This is a genomic window from Trichococcus sp. (genome assembly GCF_049684335.1).
Taxonomy (GTDB): domain Bacteria; phylum Bacillota; class Bacilli; order Lactobacillales; family Aerococcaceae; genus Trichococcus.
This window is the reverse complement of sequence record NZ_JBAVFV010000012.1, coordinates 229,313-247,381: the sequence shown is the minus strand read 5'-3', so window position 1 is coordinate 247,381 and position 18,069 is coordinate 229,313. Positions and strand designations below refer to the sequence as shown.

Sequence of the window (18,069 nt, the reverse complement as noted above, 5' to 3'; positions counted from 1 at the left end):
TTTGCATAATAACGAGCCTTTTTTTATTTTTTTGTGGCGGTATACTAGCTGAGTGATTAAGAAACGTAGCAATAACCAACCTATATGATAGTTTCAAACAGTCAAAAATAAGGGAGCGCAATATAATGAACGAAGCGACCAAGAAGCAATTATTCAGCAAGTTAGCCGAGAAACAGGACCGCATGATTGAGATCTACCGCTACTTGCATGCTCATCCAGAATTGTCTTTCCAGGAGGAGAACACGGCCAAGTATATCGAAGCTTTTTATGCAGGGAAAGAGTGTGACATCCGCACTCATATCGGCGGACTGGGCATTGTCGTGACCATCGACAGCGGCAAACCGGGGAAAACAGTCGCCATCCGCGCGGACTTTGATGCGTTGCCGATTCAAGAGGAAACCGGCTTGCCATTTGCTTCAAAAACGCCGGGAGTCATGCACGCTTGTGGACATGATGCACATACAGCCTACATGCTGACCCTTGCCGAAACATTAATAGAGATGAAGGAGCAACTCGAAGGAAAGATTGTTGTGCTGCATCAGCCTGCCGAGGAAGTTCCGCCGGGCGGAGCTATTGGCATGATCAAGGATGGCGCTTTGGAAGGCGTCGACACGGTATTCGGCATCCACGTCATGTCACAGATGGACAGCGGCAAAGTGTTCTACCGTGAAGGCAATGTTCAGACTGGCCGCGCCAATTTCCGTGTGAAGATTCAAGGCGTCGGTGGGCATGGCTCATCGCCGCATAAAGCGAACGACGCCATCGTGGCGGCCAGCTATTTTGTCGTAGCCGTACAATCCATCGTCAGCCGTCGTATGAATCCTTTCGATGTTGGCTCGATCACGATCGGCAGTTTTGACGGTAAAGGCTCGTTCAACGTCATCAAAGATTCGGTTGTGTTGGAGGGCGATGTGCGCTCGATGTCCGAAGAGACACGCACGCTTATCGAAAAGGAAATCCGGGCGAAGCTGGACGGCATCTCCGCTATGTTCGATGTGACCTATGAACTGGATTACGAAAACGACTATCCGGTCTTGTTCAACGATCCGGAAATGACGGCATTCGCAGCAGCGGCTCTGCAGGCTACTGAACTGCCGGGAGTAGAGGCTGTGGAACGCTGTGAGGCGCAGCCGCCTTCAGAAGATTTCGCTTATTATGCGAAGGAACGCCCGAGCGTCTTCCTCTATGTCGGAGCGACTCCGGAAGATGGCGAAGCTTATCCGCATCATCATCCGAAATTCCGGATCAATGAGGACAGTATGCTGATTGCAGCCGAAACAATGGGGACATTAGTTATTGATTACTTAAAAGGGAGCAGTGAAAAATAGTGAAAACGCAATACAAAGGAAATAATAGACTTATTTTGGGGATTGTTTCAGGGGTTGTAACATTCTGGTTGTTTGCTCAAACAATGGTGAACATCGTACCAGCCATCCAAGCAGACTTGGGAATTTCATCCGGTATCTTGGGCATTGCCATCAGTTTGACATCTTTATTCTCAGGTATGTTTATGGTTGTTGCTGGTGGGCTTGCGGATAAACATGGCCGCGTAAAAGTTACGAATATCGGAATGATACTGAGCATCATCGGTTCTCTGTGCTTAGTATTGGCAACGGGCCCAGCATTGTTGATCATCGGTCGTATCATCCAAGGGCTATCTGCTGCATGCATAATGCCTGCTACTTTGGCTTTGATGAAGACTTACTTCGATGGAGCTGAAAGACAACGTGCGCTGAGCTTCTGGTCAATCGGTTCTTGGGGCGGCTCAGGAATTTGTTCTTTCTTCGGCGGTTTAGTAGCCACTTACTTCGGCTGGCGTGCAATCTTCATCGTTTCGATTGTAGTTGCTGTTATCGGGCTGCTTTTGCTTAAAGGAACTCCAGAAAGTAAATTTGAAGCAGTCGGCGAAAAGAAACCTTTTGATGTCGGCGGACTGATTACTTTCGTGATTGCTATGCTGACTTTCAATGTTTTTATCAGCCAAGGAAGAACCATGGGATGGGCAAATCCTATTATCTTGGGATTAGCTGTGGCATTCGTTATTTCAGTGATCCTTTTTGTGAATATCGAAAAAAGACATACAAACAGCTTCATCGACTTCTCTCTATTCAAAAACAAAGCTTACAGTGGTGCCACTTTGTCTAACTTCTTGTTGAATGCTTCTGCAGGTACAATGTTGGTTGCCAACACTTATGTTCAAATGGGCCGCGGCTTCTCTTCTTTCCAATCCGGCTTGCTGACGATCGGCTACTTGGTCTGCGTCCTGAGCTCCATCCGTTTGGGTGAAAAAGCCTTGCAAAAATTCGGTTCCCGCAAGCCGATGGTGACCGGATCATTCATCGCAACGATCGGTATTACTTTGATGGCCTTCACTTTTGTACCGGGAATCTTTTACAATCTGCTTGTGTTCGTCGGCTATGCTTTGTATGGCTTCGGTTTGGGGATTTATGCCACACCTTCCACGGATACCGCCATTTCGAATGCGCCTGCTGATAAAATCGGCAGCGCGTCCGGCATCTACAAAATGGCCAGCTCTTTAGGCGGAGCAGTCGGGGTCGCACTTTCGTCCAGCCTTTTCAATGCTTTGGGAGCGCAAGGAAATATGGAAGTGGCCGGTTCTGCCGGATTGATGCTGAATGTCGCTTTTGGGACGATTGCATTGGCTTCGATTTTGCTGACAGCTCCAAAAGCTGCTGCGCAAGTAGAAGCTACGGAATAGGTTTGTGCAAACAGACTAAAAAATAGAATGAAAAAGGATGCAAAGTTATGGCGACTTTGCATCCTTTTGCGTTATACTTTTTGCGAAACACAATATTTTCAGAAAACTATCATTAGGGGGGACAATAGAATGGAATTTATTTCAATTGTGGAAATTATCGGAACGATTGCCTTTGCGATGTCGGGTGCGTTGACCGCGATCGAGAAGGATCTTGATTATTACGGGATCGGGATATTTGCGATCACGACTTCAGTAGGCGGTGGGATCGTCAGGGATCTGCTGATCGATCGTCCTTTGCCGGCATCATTGGAAAATCCCGTCTATGCACTTATCAGCCTGCTTTCCGCAGGATTTGTCATCCTTTTCTATATGCACATCAATAAGTTGGCGAAGATGCTCCAGTTTTTTGATGCGATCGGTCTCGGGGCGTTTACCGCTATCGGTGCGGAAGTGGCTATGCGGACTGGCTTCCAGCAGTGGTACGTTGTGGTGACGTTGGCTGTCCTGACCGGAACCGGTGGCGGACTTATCCGGGATGTGTTCGCCCGGGAGATTCCCTACATATTCCGCAAAGAAGTCTACGCGATGGCTTCCATCCTGGGAGCCATTCTGTACATTATCGTGTTCCGCTTGGCCGGAAGTCAAATGGCGCTGTACAGCTGCTTTTTGGCAACGACTTTGATCAGGATCTACTGCATGGAGAAGGATGTGCATTTGCTTAAGGTCGGAAAAATCACGCTGGAATAGGTTCGGTACATCGGAGGGAATATTTATGACAATCAGTTACGAAAAATTTGGAATAAAGGAAGTAATCAACGCTTCCGGTAGAATGACAATCCTGGGAGTGTCGAAAGTATCCCCGTCTGTTTTGGCTGCCCAACAGTATGGAGGAGAACATTTTTTTGAGATGGAAGATTTGTCGGTGAAAGTGGGTGCTTATTTGGCTGGACTGCTGAAAACAGAAGATGTACAAGTCGTGTCTTCTGCTTCAGCAGGCATCGCCCAATCCGTGGCAGGCGTAATCGGCAAAGGCAGCTTATTTCATGTTTACCATCCTTATACAGAAAAAATCACCCAACGAGAAATTATTCTACCCAAAGGACATAATGTGGATTATGGTACGCCCGTCGAAGTCATGGTCGAGCAAGGAGGCGGCAAAGTCGTTGAAGCCGGATATGCAAATATGTGCACCCCAGAACACGTGGAAATGATGATCACCAAGGAAACGGCTGCCCTGCTTTACATCAAAAGTCACCACACCGTGCAAAAGAGTATGCTGACAGTGGAAGAAATGGTGACCGTCGCTCGGAAATATGATTTGCCAGTGATTGTCGATGCCGCGGCGGAAGAAGATTTATTCCGCTATTATGCAGCAGGGGCAGACTTAGTGATTTATTCAGGAGCCAAAGCGATTGAAGGCCCCAGTGCCGGATTGGTCGTCGGAAAAAAAAGCGCGATTGGTTGGGTGCGACTCCAAGGCAAGGGCATTGGCCGCGCCATGAAGATCGGAAAAGACAATATTTTAGGGCTTGCACAAGCCGTGGAAGATTATTTGACTAACGACAGCGAAAGTGGCGAGTCGATGAAGGAACGTTTAGTCCCTTTTATTGAAGAGCTCAATCAAATACCGGATTTACAAGCCACCATTGTGCAAGACAGTGCCGGTAGAGAAATTTATCGCGCTAGTGTCAAAGTGACCGGAACAATTAGTGCAAAAGAAGTCATACAACAACTAAAAATACAAAATCCAGCGATTTATACGCGTGAATACCAAGCCAATAACGGCATCATTGAATTTGACATTCGTTCCGTCAATCAAGCAGAAATGGCGAAAATTGTTCAGCAATTAGAAGAAATTTTAGGCGAATAGGAAAGAGGAATTTCCACGCCATGAAAGCAGGACCCTTTTATATGCCAGCGGCTCCGCATGTTGTATAATCGGAGAGAAGCCGAAACTAGAGGATCGCTGAATGATCCGGGAGAATCGGCAAAATTTGCACCGAATGGAGGGCCATTGTTTATGCTGATCACAGAACGCCTGAAAGAGCAGAAGGATTTTTCCAAAGTGGATACCGTCATCGCCGATTATTTTCTCGATGAGGATAACGAGTGGGCTGAAAAGAGTCTGCGCCAACTCGCGCAATTACTTTTCGTTTCACCGTCCTCGGTTGTTCGCCTCTGCCAAAAAATCGGCTTTGAGGGATTCCTTGATTTCAGGACAGCCTATCTGCATGAATTGAACTACCTCTCCTCCGACTTCGGGAAAATCGACATCAATTATCCGTTCGATATGAAGGACCGGAACACGAAAATCAGCGGCAAGCTGAAAAATCTGTACATCGATACGATCGAAGATACTTTTTCATTGCTGGGCCACGATGCGCTCGCACTGGCGGAAGGCTTATTGGTGAAGGCTGATGACATCTACGTCTGTTCAGCGGGGGCGCCATCCGATTTGGCGCGGGCTTTCCAGGAAAAGATGGTCAAGATCGGCAAAAATGTGATCATCGATAATCGGCTGGATATGATGTTCTATCAAGCCTGTTACGCGAAGGCAGGCAGTGTCTTCCTCTTGATTTCCTATTCAGGTGAAACCGAGACGCTGATACGGATTGCGCATAAGCTGAAGGAACGCAAGCTGCAATCGATTGCGTTGACATCCTACGGCGGGAATAGCCTGAGCGATCTGGCGACGGTGACGCTGTATATTTCGACGCATGAAAGTCTTGTGCATAATATCGGCAACTTTTCATTGTACCCATCCGTCCTGTTCCTTTTGGATGTCCTATACGCGAATGTCTTCAGCCGGAATTACGAAAAGCATCTGGCTGACAAAATCAGATACACCAAAGAGTACGAAAAACGAAGAAAATCCTACAACCCGCTGCTTTCGGGCGGCCAGAACGAGAATGACCCTAAATAAGCGAAAAAGCTCCAGACTCCGGAAAGGAACCGGAATATGGAGCTTTTTTTGTGTTGGGCCCTTTTTTTGGAACGCTATTCCAAAAAGAAAGGGCTTAAATCAGCGGATTCCGGAACACTGTACATAAACGCTTTCAAATGATTGTTCCAAGATACTGAAAGCGTTACGATATTGCCGTAAAGAAGATTCAGGAGGAGGAACGAAAATGGATTATTCACAATTGGCAAAAGCAATCGTGGAAAAAGTGGGCGGAAAAGATAACATCACAGGGTTGACGCACTGTGTAACAAGACTGCGTTTCAATCTGGCGGATGAGGCAAAAGCGGATACTGAGGCTTTGAAGAAGATGGATGGAGTCATCGGCGTTATCCAAAAGGGCGGCCAATATCAGGTTGTCATCGGTAATGACGTCAAGTTCGTCTACCAAGCAGTCATGAAAAATGAAAAGTTGGACTTTGATGGGGTACAGGCAGCATCAGCAGGTGAAGAAAAACGCAGCGTAATCGCCAAGGTACTGGATACGATTTCGGGTATTTTTGTGCCGATCGTCCCGATGCTGGCAGGTGCCGGGATGCTGAAAGCCTTGCTTTCGGTTCTTGTGTTGGCGGGACTGGTGGATCCAGCGTCTCAGACGTTTGTGATCCTCAACTTTATGGGCGATGCCGGTTTTTATTTCTTGCCGGTCATCCTGGCCGCATCGGCTGCGCGCAAATTCAATGTCAATCCCTACATCGCCATGGCCATTGGCGGAATCTTGCTGCATCCGACCTTCACCGGCATGGTGGCGGGCGCCAAGGAAGCCGGAATCGGCATCGATCTGTTCGGAATGCCGGTCAGATTGAGCACTTATGGGAACTCGGTCGTGCCGATCATCCTGGCAATCTGGTTCATGTCCTACGTGGAGCCTTTCGTTGATCGGGTGATCCCGAAGAGTCTGCGGATGGTGTTGGCGCCGCTGCTCACGATGCTGATCGTGGGACTGGCTACGTTGGTTGTGCTGGGGCCGTTGGGGAACTATCTGGGTGAAGGCGTAGGCATCCTGCTTGCGTACTTGAACACTTATGCTAGCTGGCTTGTCCCGATGCTGGTAGGTGCCTTCACACCATTGATGGTCATGACGGGCATGCATTATGGATTGATTCCGATAGGGATCAATATGTTGGCCTCTTCCGGCTATGATACCGTTGCCGGACCAGGGATGACCGTCTCGAATATCGCTCAGGGCGGCGCCTCTTTGGCTGTGGCCTTCAAAGCGAAGGATGCCGATGTCAAACGCTTGGCATCCTCCGTTTGGCTGACGGCCGTGCTCGGCGTCACCGAACCGGCTTTATACGGAATCAACATGCGCTACAAACGTCCGCTGATTTCTGCAATGATCGGCGGTGGTGCAGCCGGACTGTTCATCGGCATTTTCGGGGTGCGCAGATACGCACAAGTGGCGCCTGGGTTGTTGGCTTTACCAGCCTTCATCGGTCCCGAGGGATTGGCCAACTTCTACTATGCGGTGATCGGCTGTGTGATCGCATTTGTGCTTTCGTTCTTAGTTCAGTACATCTGGGGACTTGAGGAAGAGGCAGCAGTTGTTGAAACGGAAACTGAACTCGTGCTTCCGGTTGGAGAAACGTTGACAGCACCGTTGTCCGGCACTGTTATCAAACTGTCCGACGTTGCCGATGAAGTGTTCGCTTCCGGCATGATGGGTTCAGGCGCCGCAATCATCCCTAGCGAAGGCAAGGTGTACGCACCGGCTGACGCAACCGTGACGGTGCTGCTGGATACGAAACATGCTATCGGACTGCGGACGGATGCAGGCGCAGAAATCCTCATCCACGTCGGGATGGACACTGTGGAACTGGGAGGGAAACACTTCGAAGCCCATGTCGCAAAAGGACAACATATAACGAAAGGGACGTTGCTGCTCAGCTTCGATGCAAAAGAAATCAAAGCAGCAGGCTATGACACAACCACACCAATCGTCGTGACGAACGCGGCGGAATACTCTGAATTTATTCAGGAAGCGGGTGGAACGGTTGCGGCAGGAGCAGCGTTTCTCACATTGAAATAATTAGAATGGAGTGCAAAAAAATGGGATTTCCGGATAATTTTCTATGGGGCGGCGCAACAGCCGCCAACCAAATCGAAGGAGCGTACTTGGAGGACGGCAAAGGCCTGAGCACAGCCGATATGATGACGGCGGGCAGCCCGACCCTGAAGCGGGACATCACTGCGGTGATCGAACCTGACCGCTACTATCCCACGCATGAAGCCATCGATCATTACCACCGTTTCGAAGAGGACATCGCGCTTTTCGCCGAGATGGGTTTCAAGTGCTACCGCTTCTCGATCGCCTGGTCCCGCATCTTCCCGCAAGGGGATGAAGCCGAGCCGAATGCGAAAGGATTGGCTTTTTACGATAAGCTCATCGATCTCTGCCTGGAGAACGGCATCGAACCGTTGGTGACCATTTCCCACTTTGAGAATCCGATGGGGCTTCAGAAATACGGTTCTTGGGAAAACCGTAAAGTAGTCGATTTTTACCTGCGCTATGCCGAAACGCTGTTCGAACACTTCAAAGGCAAGGTCACCTACTGGTTGACCTTCAATGAAATCAATGTGATGTCGACGATGCCGTGGAATGCCGGCGGAATAGCTTCGTCGGATGAATCGGTCAAAATGACAGCGGCCTATCACCAGTTCATCGCCAGTGCTTTGGCCGTGAAAGCCGGCCGCGTGATCGACCCGGAAAACAAAATCGGCATGATGTATGCCGGCCATTTCTCTTATCCGAACAGCTGCCACCCGGACGACATCCAAGGGAACGAGGATTTCGCGCACAAGATGATGTTCTATCCGGATGTGCAGTGCCGGGGCTACTACCCGAACTACAAGCTGAAGGAGCTGGAACGCCAGAACATCACTTTGCCGGTGCTTCCGGGAGACGCAGAAATCCTCAAGGAAGGCACGGTCGACTTCATTTCCTTCAGCTATTACATGACGCATGTGTGCGGAAGGAACACGAAAGGGATTTTGCGGGGCTTGAACGGACTGGATACCGGCTACAAAAACCCTCACATCGAACGGTCCGAATGGGGTTGGGGTATCGATCCGAAAGGCTTGCGCTACGCCTTGAACTACTTGTACGATCGTTATCAGCTGCCGCTCATGATCGTCGAAAACGGACTGGGCGCTGCCGATACGATCGTTGACGGGAAAATCCACGATGATTACCGCATCGACTATATCCGTCAGCACATCATCGAAATGGAAAAAGCCATCGACCTGGATGGGGTGCCTGTCATGGGTTACACGTCCTGGGGACCGATCGATCTGATTTCAGCCAGCACGGGGGAAATGAGCAAGCGGTACGGCTTCATTTATGTCGATCTGGATGATGAAGGCAACGGCAGCCGGCAGCGGATCAAAAAAGATTCCTTCGCATGGTACAAGCAAGTGATTGCGACCAATGGCGAAGACTTGGATTGGAAACAAGAATAAAGGCTTAAGATGTTGGGGCTGACGCTCCAGCCTCTATTGAGGAGTGTGGAGAAATGATCTATTTATTATATGCGGTGGTTATGTTCATCGCTTCAGTGACGGGAGCCTTGGCCGGTTTGGGCGGGGGCGTGATCATCAAACAATTGTTGGATGTCATCGGCTACCACAACGCGGTCGAAATCGGCTTCTACGCATCGGTAGCCATCTTCATCATGGGTATCGTGACGATCGGAAAGCTTTACCGCAACGGATTTCCGTTCGACACCAAAATCGTTTCACTCGTCTCCATCGGATCGCTTGTGGGGGGATATTTGGGCCAAATGGCTTTCATGACGCTGATCAACAGCACCAGAGAAGGATATGTGAAGGCGATCCAAGCAGTTTTGTTGGCCATCACGCTCGTATTGATCCTGTATTACGAAAGAAGGAAGGACAAAATCCGGCACTACCAGGTGAAACAGCCCTTGTTGATTTTTGCGGTCGGCCTGTTTTTGGGTGGATTCTCTGTCTTTCTAGGTATCGGTGGAGGCCCGCTGAATGTGACGTTGATGGTATTGCTGTTCTCCTTCACGATAAAGGAAGCAATCAGCTATTCGATTGCGACTGTTTTCTTTTCGCAGATCTCGAAGTTGGGAAGCGTCGTGCTGGCGGGTGAACTGGGGAACTATTCCTTGACCTTCATGATCGTTGCTGGAGTCGCGTCAGTGGCCGGCGGATATGTCGGGACCGCTCTGAATCAGAAATTGTCGAACAAAAGCGTCTCGATCATCTTCCAAGTGCTGGTCCTGTTGCTGCTGTTCGTGAGTTTTTACAACACCTATATGGGTGTGCGATAAGAAAAATAGGCCGTCTCCATTGTGAGGCGGCTTTAATTTTTGGTGTTGGGTTTGTTAGTGTGGAAAAGTATGGATACTTTGCTGTTATCCATGATTTTTGTTTATAGTGGTTTCGGAAAGATGGATAAAGATTCGATATCTATGTTTATGGTCCTAGTGGGAGCCAAAAAGATGGATAACAATTTTATATCCATCTTTTTGGTGTACTCGCGATGCCAAAAGTATGGATAACCGGCAGTTATTCATGGTTTCTAAATTTAGCGTAGCCAATGTGCTCCTGAACAGATTCGCAACAGCTTTCAAGATTGCGCGCCGGAAAATGAAAGCGCTCCAAAATCACTTGACACTTCTTTGTTGTGGGGTTATAATTCATTTAGTTAATATTTAGTAAAAATAACAAGTAAACATTTATCAAAAACAAAAAGGAGCGGATGAAGATGGAATTGACAGGGTTGAAGCAAAAATTTGAGGAACTATTCGGCAAAGGGGATTACAAAGCATTTTTCGCACCGGGACGGATCAATCTGATCGGCGAGCACACGGATTACAACGGAGGAAATGTCTTCCCTTGCGCCATCACGCTGGGAACTTACGCTATTGCGGCAAAAAATGATCTGAAGAAAGTCCGTCTTTACTCGGAAAACTTCCCGGAAGCCGGCGTCATCAGTTTCGACCTGAACGATCTTGATCACAAAAAAGCGGACAGCTGGGCCAACTACCCGAAAGGCATGCTGCGCTATCTGAAGGAAGCCGGTCACGCCATCCCGGAAGGCATGGATATGGTCATCTTCGGAAATATCCCGAACGGCTCGGGTCTGTCCTCATCCGCATCCCTAGAGCTTTTGATGGGTGTCGTTTTGGATAATTTGTTCGACCTGAATGCGGATCGATTGGATCTCATCAAAACCGGCAAGCGCGTGGAAAATGAGTTCATCGGCGTGAACAGCGGCATTATGGATCAGTTCGCTGTCGGGATGGGCGAGGAAAACAAAGCGATTTTGTTGGACTGCAATACACTTGAATATGAAATGGTTCCTGTAGAATTGGGCAACCACGCAATCGTCATCATGAATACAAAAAAACGCCGTGAATTGGTCGACTCGAAGTACAACGAACGCCGCAGCGAATGCGAAGAAGCATTGGCGAAGCTGCAAACGGTCGTATCGGTAGGTAGCTTGGGCGAACTTGATGAAGAAACCTTCGAAAATGCGAAAGCAGTTCTGGAAAGTGATGTCCTATACCGTCGCGCGCGTCATGCCGTCACAGAAAACCAGCGCACCTTGAAAGCCAAAGCGGCCTTGCAGGCAGGCGAATTGGAGGCATTCGGCCAGTTGATGAACCAATCGCATATTTCTTTGCGGGACGACTACGAAGTTACCGGCATCGAATTGGACACATTGGTTCAAGCCGCATGGGATCAACCTGGTGTATTGGGAGCGCGCATGACCGGAGCAGGATTCGGCGGATGCGCGATTGCAATCGTCCAAAAAGAGGCGATTCCGGCTTTCATCGAAAATGTCGGGAAAACATATGAAGCAGCAATCGGTTATCCGGCAGAATTCTACATCGCCGAAATCAGCGATGGCGCAAAACGGTTATAAGGAGCGATTGGCATGACAATAAATGAGACAGTATATGCGATCGACCAGGCTGTTGTCGATTTCGTGGAAATAGGCATCGTAAACGGCGAGACGGATGCAACGGACAGAATCGTGCTGCGCAATCTGCTGTTGGCCATGATCGGGAAGGAAGACTTGGATACACAGCTAGAGCAATCCAACACATTGCCGGATCGCTTGGACCTGTTGGATATTTTGGTGGATTGGGCGGTCGCAAACGGGAAAATCGCAGACTACCAATATGAAAGGGAGACGCTGGAGGCGCAGATCATGTCCTTGATCACGCCGATGCCTTCTGTCATCAACAAGCATTTCTGGGGAGTCTATGCTGAAAACCCGGAAGCCGCCACTGACTATTTCTACCAGCTCAGCCAGAACAATGATTACATCAAGACCCGCAGCATCGCCAAAAACATCGCGTTTCAGCACCGGACCAATTACGGTGAACTGGAGATCACGATCAACTTGTCCAAACCGGAGAAGGATCCGAAGCAGATTGCTTTGGCGAAAAACGCACCTGCTTCCGCTTATCCAGCTTGCCAACTCTGCATGGAAAATGAAGGCTATGCCGGACGCATCGACCATCCGGCGCGCGCCAACCACCGCATCGTCCGCATGCCGTTGAACGGCGAGAAGTGGGGGCTGCAGTATTCGCCTTATGCGTATTATGAGGAGCACTGCATCTTTTTGGCCGAGGAGCACAAGCCGATGAAATTGGACAAGCATACTTTCGATAAGCTGCTCGGGATTATCACGCAATTCCCGCACTATTTTGTCGGGTCGAACGCGGATCTGCCGATTGTCGGCGGATCGATCTTGTCGCACGATCATTATCAGGGGGGACGGCATACCTTCGCGATGGCGGAAGCGCCGGTCGAACGGCAGTTTGAACTGCCCCAGTTTACCTCGATTCAGGCAGGCATCGTCAAGTGGCCGATGTCCGTCATCCGACTTTCTGGAAAAGATCAAACAGAGTTGGCTGAGGCGGCAACGTTTATCCTGGACGCATGGCGAGGCTATTCGGATGAAGCAGCGGATATTCTTGCTGCCACCGGGGGAACTCCACACAATACGATTACGCCGATTGCGCGCATGAAGGACGGATTTTTCGAACTGGACTTGGTTCTGCGGAACAACCGGACTTCGGCTGAATTCCCGGATGGCATTTTCCATCCGCATCCGGACGTGCAGAACATCAAGAAAGAGAACATCGGCCTGATCGAAGTGATGGGATTGGCGATTTTGCCGCCGCGTTTGAAGGATGAATTGGAAACAATCGAAGACTATCTCAACGGAGAAGCTGCAGAAGTCGCTCCTTACCATCAGGAGTGGGTTGCGGGTTTGGTGGCCGAAAAAGAGCGGACCTGCGCTGATGCGGCGTATGTGGTGCAGGAAGCAGTAGGCGAAGCCTTTTTGCGGGTACTGGAGGATGCTGGTGTGTTTAAACGCACTCCTGAAGGCCAGCAAGCGTTCCGTCGTTTTGTCGCACAGTTGCGTTGATTTTTGGAAGGAAAGTGGAGGGGATAAAATGTCAGTATTAGTGACTGGAGGCGCTGGTTATATCGGCAGCCATACGGTAGTGGAATTATTGAACGCAGGTCAGGAAGTAGTTATCGTCGATAACTATTCGAACAGCAAGCCAGAAGTGTTGAACCGGATCAAAACAATCACCGGCAAAACGCCGACTTTCTATGAAGTGGACGTGCTGGACCGCGAAGCTTTGGACGCTGTCTTCGAAAAAGAAAACATCGACTCGGTCATCCATTTCGCGGGCTACAAAGCAGTCGGCGAATCCGTAGCGAAACCGATCGAATATTACCACAACAACATCACGAGCTCCTTGGTATTGTGCGACGTAATGCGCAACCACGGCGTGAAGAAAATCGTCTTCAGTTCATCAGCGACGGTCTACGGCATGAACAACGTGTCACCGCTGACGGAAGACATGCCGACGAGCGCAACGAACCCGTACGGCTACACGAAAGTCATGATCGAACAGATCCTCCAGGATGTGGCGTTCGCCGATTCCGAGTGGAGCATCGCCTTGTTGCGTTACTTCAACCCAATCGGCGCGCATGAATCCGGCCTGATCGGTGAAGATCCGACCGGCATCCCGAACAATCTGATGCCGTACATCACGCAAGTGGCAGTCGGTAAATTGCCGCGCTTGAGCATCTTCGGGGACGATTACGACACCCCGGACGGCACAGGCGTGCGCGACTATATCCACGTCGTCGACTTGGCGTTGGGCCACATCAAAGCTTTGGACAAAATCAAGGAGACGGAAGGCGTCGGCATCTACAACCTCGGTACCGGCGTTGGCTATAGCGTCTTGGACTTGGTGCATAACTTCGAGCAAGCGAATAGCGTAGAGATCCCTTACGTGATCGTCGACAGACGCCCAGGCGACGTCGGGACCTGTTATTCGGATGCGAACAAAGCCAAAGAAGAACTGGGTTGGACCGCGCAGAAAACATTGGCAGATATGTGCCGTGATTCCTGGAATTGGCAAAAGAATAATCCGAACGGCTATGAATAAGAAAAATTATTAGTATGAAAAAGTGAAGGACAGCCCCCATTTTTCCGGGGCTGTCCTTCACTTTTTCAGTTAGTTCGGTAATAGAGGATGTGAGCGCCTGAAGCTTGTCCGATAACCGGAAAGAATCCGACAACAGGCAACCATTTTGGCTGTTATTTTTTTCGCATTTCCGATGGCAAACAGTGGAATCTGTTTTTATAGCACGTATAGAAATAGGTCTTGTTCGAGAAGCCGACTTCGGTCAGGATTGTCTGGATCGGGATTTCGGTTGATTCGATGAGTAGATTGGCCTTCAGCAGCCGCTTTTCGTTCAGCAATTCCGTGAACGTCTGGCCGCTGCGCTTTTTGATCATATTGCTCAGGTAATTCTTGTTGAAATTCAGCCGTTTGGAGGCCGCATCCAGGGTCAGCGTCGTGAATTCGGCATCAATCAGTTGGAGGACCTCGTAAAAGGGGTCCTTTTTACTGAATGTTTCGCTGTATTCGTGCGGCAGCGAACGCGCCAATTCATAGAGCAGGATCGGCAGGTAACTGCTGATGATCTTTCCGGAAAAGACCTTCGGGAAGAAATATTCATCGGCCATATTGTTGATGATCTGTTTGATGTGCTCGTTCTGATCGTTGCGGAACAATATGAAATTTGCGGCGTTCGTGTCCAACGGATTGTTCGTCAGCAAAATTTTGTAGAGGATGCTGTCGTTGTGGTTCATGTTCATCAGCCAGTTGATCGAGATGCTCTTGTTGTTGAAAAGGATGTTCAAAAGCAGGTCGTCCTTGCCGAGCGCCTCGATGGAATGCTCGCTGCCGGTGTCCATCAGCAGAATATCGCCTTCCTTCAACAGGTACGGGACCCCGTTGATGATCTGGCGGCATTCGCCCTTGACGATGTAGTTGAGCTCAAGGAATTGATGTGAGTGCTCCGGGTAGGCGGCATAGCGGTTGTGTTTGCTGATGTAGATGTCCTTGTTTTCGAAAAACAGATGCTCCTTGATCTTGGGCGCCCGCGTCGCCGCTCCCTCCAACTCCGGCAGATCGGGCACGAATTTATGCCGCTTTTTCTGTTCCTTTTCGATGACAGATTCCTGCGATAGCAGCGCAATCAGATCCATCCGACCACCTCCTGTATATTTGGTACTCACAACTCATTCAGTGACATTGTAGCATAAATCCAGAAGTAGTTTAATAGTGATGTAAACAATTACAAGACGGAGGTGTAGAACAAGTAAATGAAGTACTATGCGATGATAGATATCGGCGCCTCCAGCGGTCGGGTCATGCTGGCGGAAATAGACAACAAGCAATTGGCGTTGCAGGAAGTGCACCGCTTCAAAAATGGCTTCAGCCGCATCGGCGGATCGGACAGATGGGATATCGAAACCATTTTCCAGGAAATCTTGACGGGGCTATCCAAACTGAAGGCGCTCGGCGTGACGGAATGCCATCTCGGGATCGATACATGGGCGGTCGACTACTGCCTGATCGGAACGGACGGCCAATTGCTGCAGCTGCCGATCAGTTACCGGGACGAACGCACGAAAGATACGATGGGAAAAGTGGCGCATGTGATCGACAAAGAGACGATCTACGCCAAAACGGGCATCCAATTCCTGAACTTCAATACTTTGTATCAACTGTATGAAGAGGACAAGGACTTGTTGGCCAAGACGGACAAAATTTTGATGATACCGGATTACCTGGCGTATCGTTTGACCGGGGAAATGGTCGCTGAAGTGACGAACGTATCCTCTTCCCAGATGCTGAATCTCGAAACCGGCGAGTTCGACAAGGACTTGCTTGAACTTGTCGGCATCCCGAGAGAGAAGTTCCCGGAACTGGTTGTGCCAGGAACGAAAATCGGCGATGTGAAGGCTGATCTGATGGAAAGCTATGATTTGCCCAAAATCGAAGTGATCGCTGCGGCGACGCACGATACGGCATCCGCCATCGTCGGCGTGCCGTCACTGGGCGGGAAATGGGCCTACCTCAGCAGCGGAACCTGGTCATTGATCGGTGTCGAAAACGACGCACCAATAAACGACCGTCCCGCCTACGAAGCGAACTTCACGAATGAGTGGGGCGCTTACGGGACCTATCGTTTCCTGAAGAACATCACGGGCATGTGGTTCGTGCAGGAAATTGCGCGCAACCTGGATTACCGACACTCCTACGGCGAAATGGCGCAGATGGCCTATGCAGTTGAACCATTCCTGCAGTATGTCGATTTGAACGACCCGCGCTTCCTCAATCCGGCAAACATGATCGCGGAAATCCAAGCCTATTGCCGCGAACGGGGCGAAATCGTTCCGGAAACGACCGGCGAATTGGTGATGTGCGTATACAGCAATCTGGCCTTGGCCTATGCGCACGAACTGAAGAAAGTTGAACAACTGACGCATGAAACGATTGACGTGCTGCACATAGTCGGCGGCGGAGCGAATGTTAAATTGCTGAATCAGTTGACTGCCGATGTCACCGGTAAGCTGGTCGTTGCCGGACCTACCGAAGGCACCGCAATCGGAAACTTGCTTGTGCAGATGATTGCGGCTGGAGAATTTGCTGACCTGGCGGAAGCCAGAAAATGGCTGAGAAGTCAGATCCATGTAGAAGAATACCCACCAAACCCGATTGCAGACCGGGAGCACTTAAAAAAATACGAAGAAAAGATTGGAGTATAGACAAATGACAAAACCTATTGAAGAAGCATACGCTTTAGCTAAACAGAAATATGCCGCCATCGGTGTGGATACAGATGCAGTACTTAAAAAATTAAGCCAAATCAAGGTTTCCTTGCAATGCTGGCAAGGGGACGACGTATTGGGATTCATGTTCCCTGATCAAGCCTTGACCGGCGGAATTTCCGTCAGCGGCAACTACCCGGGCAAAGCAACGACGCCAGCGCAACTGCGTGCCGATTTGGACAAAGCCTTGAGCTTGATCCCTGGTAATCATAAAGTGAATCTGCATGCCATCTACGTGGATACAGACGAAAAAATCGACTTGGATCAGATCGAACCGAAGCACTACGAAAAATGGGTGCAATGGGCAAAAGAAAAAGGTCTTGGACTGGACTTCAACCCTACTTGCTTCTCCCATCCGAAATCGACAGACGGCACGTTGTCCAGCAGCGACCCAGAAACACAAGCATTCTGGATCGAGCACGTGAAACGTAGCCGTAAAGTGGCCGCTTACTTTGGTGAAGAACTGAACCAACCTTGCGTGAACAACATCTGGATCCCGGACGGCTACAAAGACAACCCGATCGACAAAATGTCGCCGCGTGTACGCCTGCGCGATGCGTTAGATCAATGTTTGGAAGAAAAATTCGATGATGCGCACATGTTGGATGCAGTCGAAGGCAAACTATTCGGCATCGGTGCAGAAAGCTTCACGACCGGTTCCAACGATTTCTACCTGTCCTACGCTTTGACAAGGGATATCCTGTGGACAATCGACGCTGGACATTTCCATCCGACCGAGGATGTTTCCGATAAATTTACGGCTTTCCTGCCTTTCGGTAAAGGCTTGATGCTGCACGTGAGCCGTCCGATCCGTTGGGATTCCGATCACGTGGTCATCTTGGATGAAGCGACTACCCGCATCGGCGAAACATTGGTGCGCAACGACTTGTTGGACAAAACTTTCATCGGCATGGACTTCTTCGATGCAACAATCAACCGTGTCGCAGCCATGGTCATCGGCGCGCGCAGCACGTTGAAATCCTTGTTGTTAGGCATGTTGAGCCCAATCGATACATTGAAGGATGCCGAAAGCACGGGCGACTTCACAACCCGTTTGGCTGTCACGGAAGAAATGAAATCTTATCCATTCGGTGCTGTCTGGGAATTCTATTGCCAACAACAAAATGTTCCGGCTGGTACGGAATGGCTGACTGAAGTGAAAAACTACGAACAAAAAATTCTGACGGAACGCAAATAAGG

Annotated in this window: 14 protein-coding genes; 13 read left to right on the top strand and 1 reads right to left on the bottom strand. The window is 49.7% G+C overall.

Features of this window, described 5'->3' with window-relative positions:
- Positions 1-122 precede the first annotated feature (122 nt).
- From WBM30_RS03240 to galE, 11 genes are all read left to right on the top strand, one after another.
- Positions 123-1,328, top strand: a complete 1,206-nt coding sequence (locus WBM30_RS03240) for an amidohydrolase (RefSeq protein WP_424899421.1) — start codon at positions 123-125, stop codon at positions 1,326-1,328.
- Positions 1,328-2,719, top strand: a complete 1,392-nt coding sequence (locus WBM30_RS03235) for an MFS transporter (protein ID WP_424899345.1) — start codon at positions 1,328-1,330, stop codon at positions 2,717-2,719. Before WBM30_RS03240 ends, WBM30_RS03235 begins: the two co-directional genes overlap by 1 nt.
- A gap of 129 nt (positions 2,720-2,848) precedes the next feature.
- Positions 2,849-3,466, top strand: a complete 618-nt coding sequence (locus tag WBM30_RS03230; protein ID WP_424899344.1) for a trimeric intracellular cation channel family protein — start codon at positions 2,849-2,851, stop codon at positions 3,464-3,466.
- Positions 3,467-3,491: 25 nt separating this feature from the next.
- The gene (locus WBM30_RS03225) at positions 3,492-4,589 is read left to right on the top strand and encodes a DgaE family pyridoxal phosphate-dependent ammonia lyase (RefSeq protein ID WP_424899343.1); all 1,098 of its coding nucleotides are present in this window, start codon (positions 3,492-3,494) and stop codon (positions 4,587-4,589) included.
- Positions 4,590-4,739: 150 nt separating this feature from the next.
- The gene (locus WBM30_RS03220) at positions 4,740-5,642 is read left to right on the top strand and encodes a MurR/RpiR family transcriptional regulator (protein WP_424899342.1); all 903 of its coding nucleotides are present in this window, start codon (positions 4,740-4,742) and stop codon (positions 5,640-5,642) included.
- Between the two features lie 205 nt (positions 5,643-5,847).
- Entirely contained in the window at positions 5,848-7,707 is a 1,860-nt protein-coding gene (locus tag WBM30_RS03215; RefSeq protein ID WP_424899341.1) for a beta-glucoside-specific PTS transporter subunit IIABC, read from the top strand.
- A gap of 20 nt (positions 7,708-7,727) precedes the next feature.
- Positions 7,728-9,137: a glycoside hydrolase family 1 protein gene (locus tag WBM30_RS03210; protein ID WP_424899340.1), complete on the top strand. Its 1,410-nt coding sequence runs from the start codon at positions 7,728-7,730 to the stop codon at positions 9,135-9,137.
- 53 nt (positions 9,138-9,190) lie between these two features.
- Entirely contained in the window at positions 9,191-9,973 is a 783-nt protein-coding gene (locus WBM30_RS03205) for a sulfite exporter TauE/SafE family protein (RefSeq protein WP_424899339.1), read from the top strand.
- Between the two features lie 437 nt (positions 9,974-10,410).
- Positions 10,411-11,574: a galactokinase gene (locus WBM30_RS03200; RefSeq protein ID WP_424899338.1), complete on the top strand. Its 1,164-nt coding sequence runs from the start codon at positions 10,411-10,413 to the stop codon at positions 11,572-11,574.
- A 12-nt stretch (positions 11,575-11,586) separates the two neighbouring features.
- Positions 11,587-13,092: a UDP-glucose--hexose-1-phosphate uridylyltransferase gene (gene galT, locus WBM30_RS03195; RefSeq protein WP_424899337.1), complete on the top strand. Its 1,506-nt coding sequence runs from the start codon at positions 11,587-11,589 to the stop codon at positions 13,090-13,092.
- Positions 13,093-13,120: 28 nt separating this feature from the next.
- The gene (galE, locus tag WBM30_RS03190) at positions 13,121-14,131 is read left to right on the top strand and encodes a UDP-glucose 4-epimerase GalE (protein ID WP_424899336.1); all 1,011 of its coding nucleotides are present in this window, start codon (positions 13,121-13,123) and stop codon (positions 14,129-14,131) included.
- 152 nt (positions 14,132-14,283) lie between these two features.
- Here the strand turns inward: galE and WBM30_RS03185 are convergent, their stop codons facing one another.
- Positions 14,284-15,240, bottom strand: coding sequence for a helix-turn-helix domain-containing protein (locus WBM30_RS03185; protein WP_424899335.1), 957 nt, complete (start codon positions 15,238-15,240; stop codon positions 14,284-14,286).
- Between the two features lie 117 nt (positions 15,241-15,357).
- Here WBM30_RS03185 and rhaB point away from each other — a divergent pair, with 117 nt between their 5' ends.
- Positions 15,358-16,806 carry a rhamnulokinase gene (gene rhaB / locus WBM30_RS03180; protein ID WP_424899334.1) on the top strand — a complete coding sequence of 483 codons (1,449 nt, stop codon included), beginning with the start codon at positions 15,358-15,360 and terminating at the stop codon, positions 16,804-16,806.
- A gap of 4 nt (positions 16,807-16,810) precedes the next feature.
- A complete protein-coding gene (locus WBM30_RS03175; protein ID WP_424899333.1) occupies positions 16,811-18,067 on the top strand; it encodes an L-rhamnose isomerase in 1,257 nt (418 codons plus the stop codon).
- Positions 18,068-18,069: the final 2 nt, after the last annotated feature.

Bases quoted from the DNA above. Each gene is read 5' to 3' on its own strand.
- WBM30_RS03230 (WP_424899344.1), top strand. From the start codon at position 2,849: ATGGAATTTATTTCAATTGTGGAAATTATCGGAACGATTGCCTTTGCG.
- WBM30_RS03225 (WP_424899343.1), top strand. From the start codon at position 3,492: ATGACAATCAGTTACGAAAAATTTGGAATAAAGGAAGTAATCAACGCT.
- WBM30_RS03220 (WP_424899342.1), top strand. From the start codon at position 4,740: ATGCTGATCACAGAACGCCTGAAAGAGCAGAAGGATTTTTCCAAAGTG.
- WBM30_RS03215 (WP_424899341.1), top strand. From the start codon at position 5,848: ATGGATTATTCACAATTGGCAAAAGCAATCGTGGAAAAAGTGGGCGGA.
- WBM30_RS03210 (WP_424899340.1), top strand. From the start codon at position 7,728: ATGGGATTTCCGGATAATTTTCTATGGGGCGGCGCAACAGCCGCCAAC.
- WBM30_RS03205 (WP_424899339.1), top strand. From the start codon at position 9,191: ATGATCTATTTATTATATGCGGTGGTTATGTTCATCGCTTCAGTGACG.
- WBM30_RS03200 (WP_424899338.1), top strand. From the start codon at position 10,411: ATGGAATTGACAGGGTTGAAGCAAAAATTTGAGGAACTATTCGGCAAA.
- galT (WP_424899337.1), top strand. From the start codon at position 11,587: ATGACAATAAATGAGACAGTATATGCGATCGACCAGGCTGTTGTCGAT.
- galE (WP_424899336.1), top strand. From the start codon at position 13,121: ATGTCAGTATTAGTGACTGGAGGCGCTGGTTATATCGGCAGCCATACG.
- WBM30_RS03185 (WP_424899335.1), bottom strand. From the start codon at position 15,240: ATGGATCTGATTGCGCTGCTATCGCAGGAATCTGTCATCGAAAAGGAA.
- rhaB (WP_424899334.1), top strand. From the start codon at position 15,358: ATGAAGTACTATGCGATGATAGATATCGGCGCCTCCAGCGGTCGGGTC.
- WBM30_RS03175 (WP_424899333.1), top strand. From the start codon at position 16,811: ATGACAAAACCTATTGAAGAAGCATACGCTTTAGCTAAACAGAAATAT.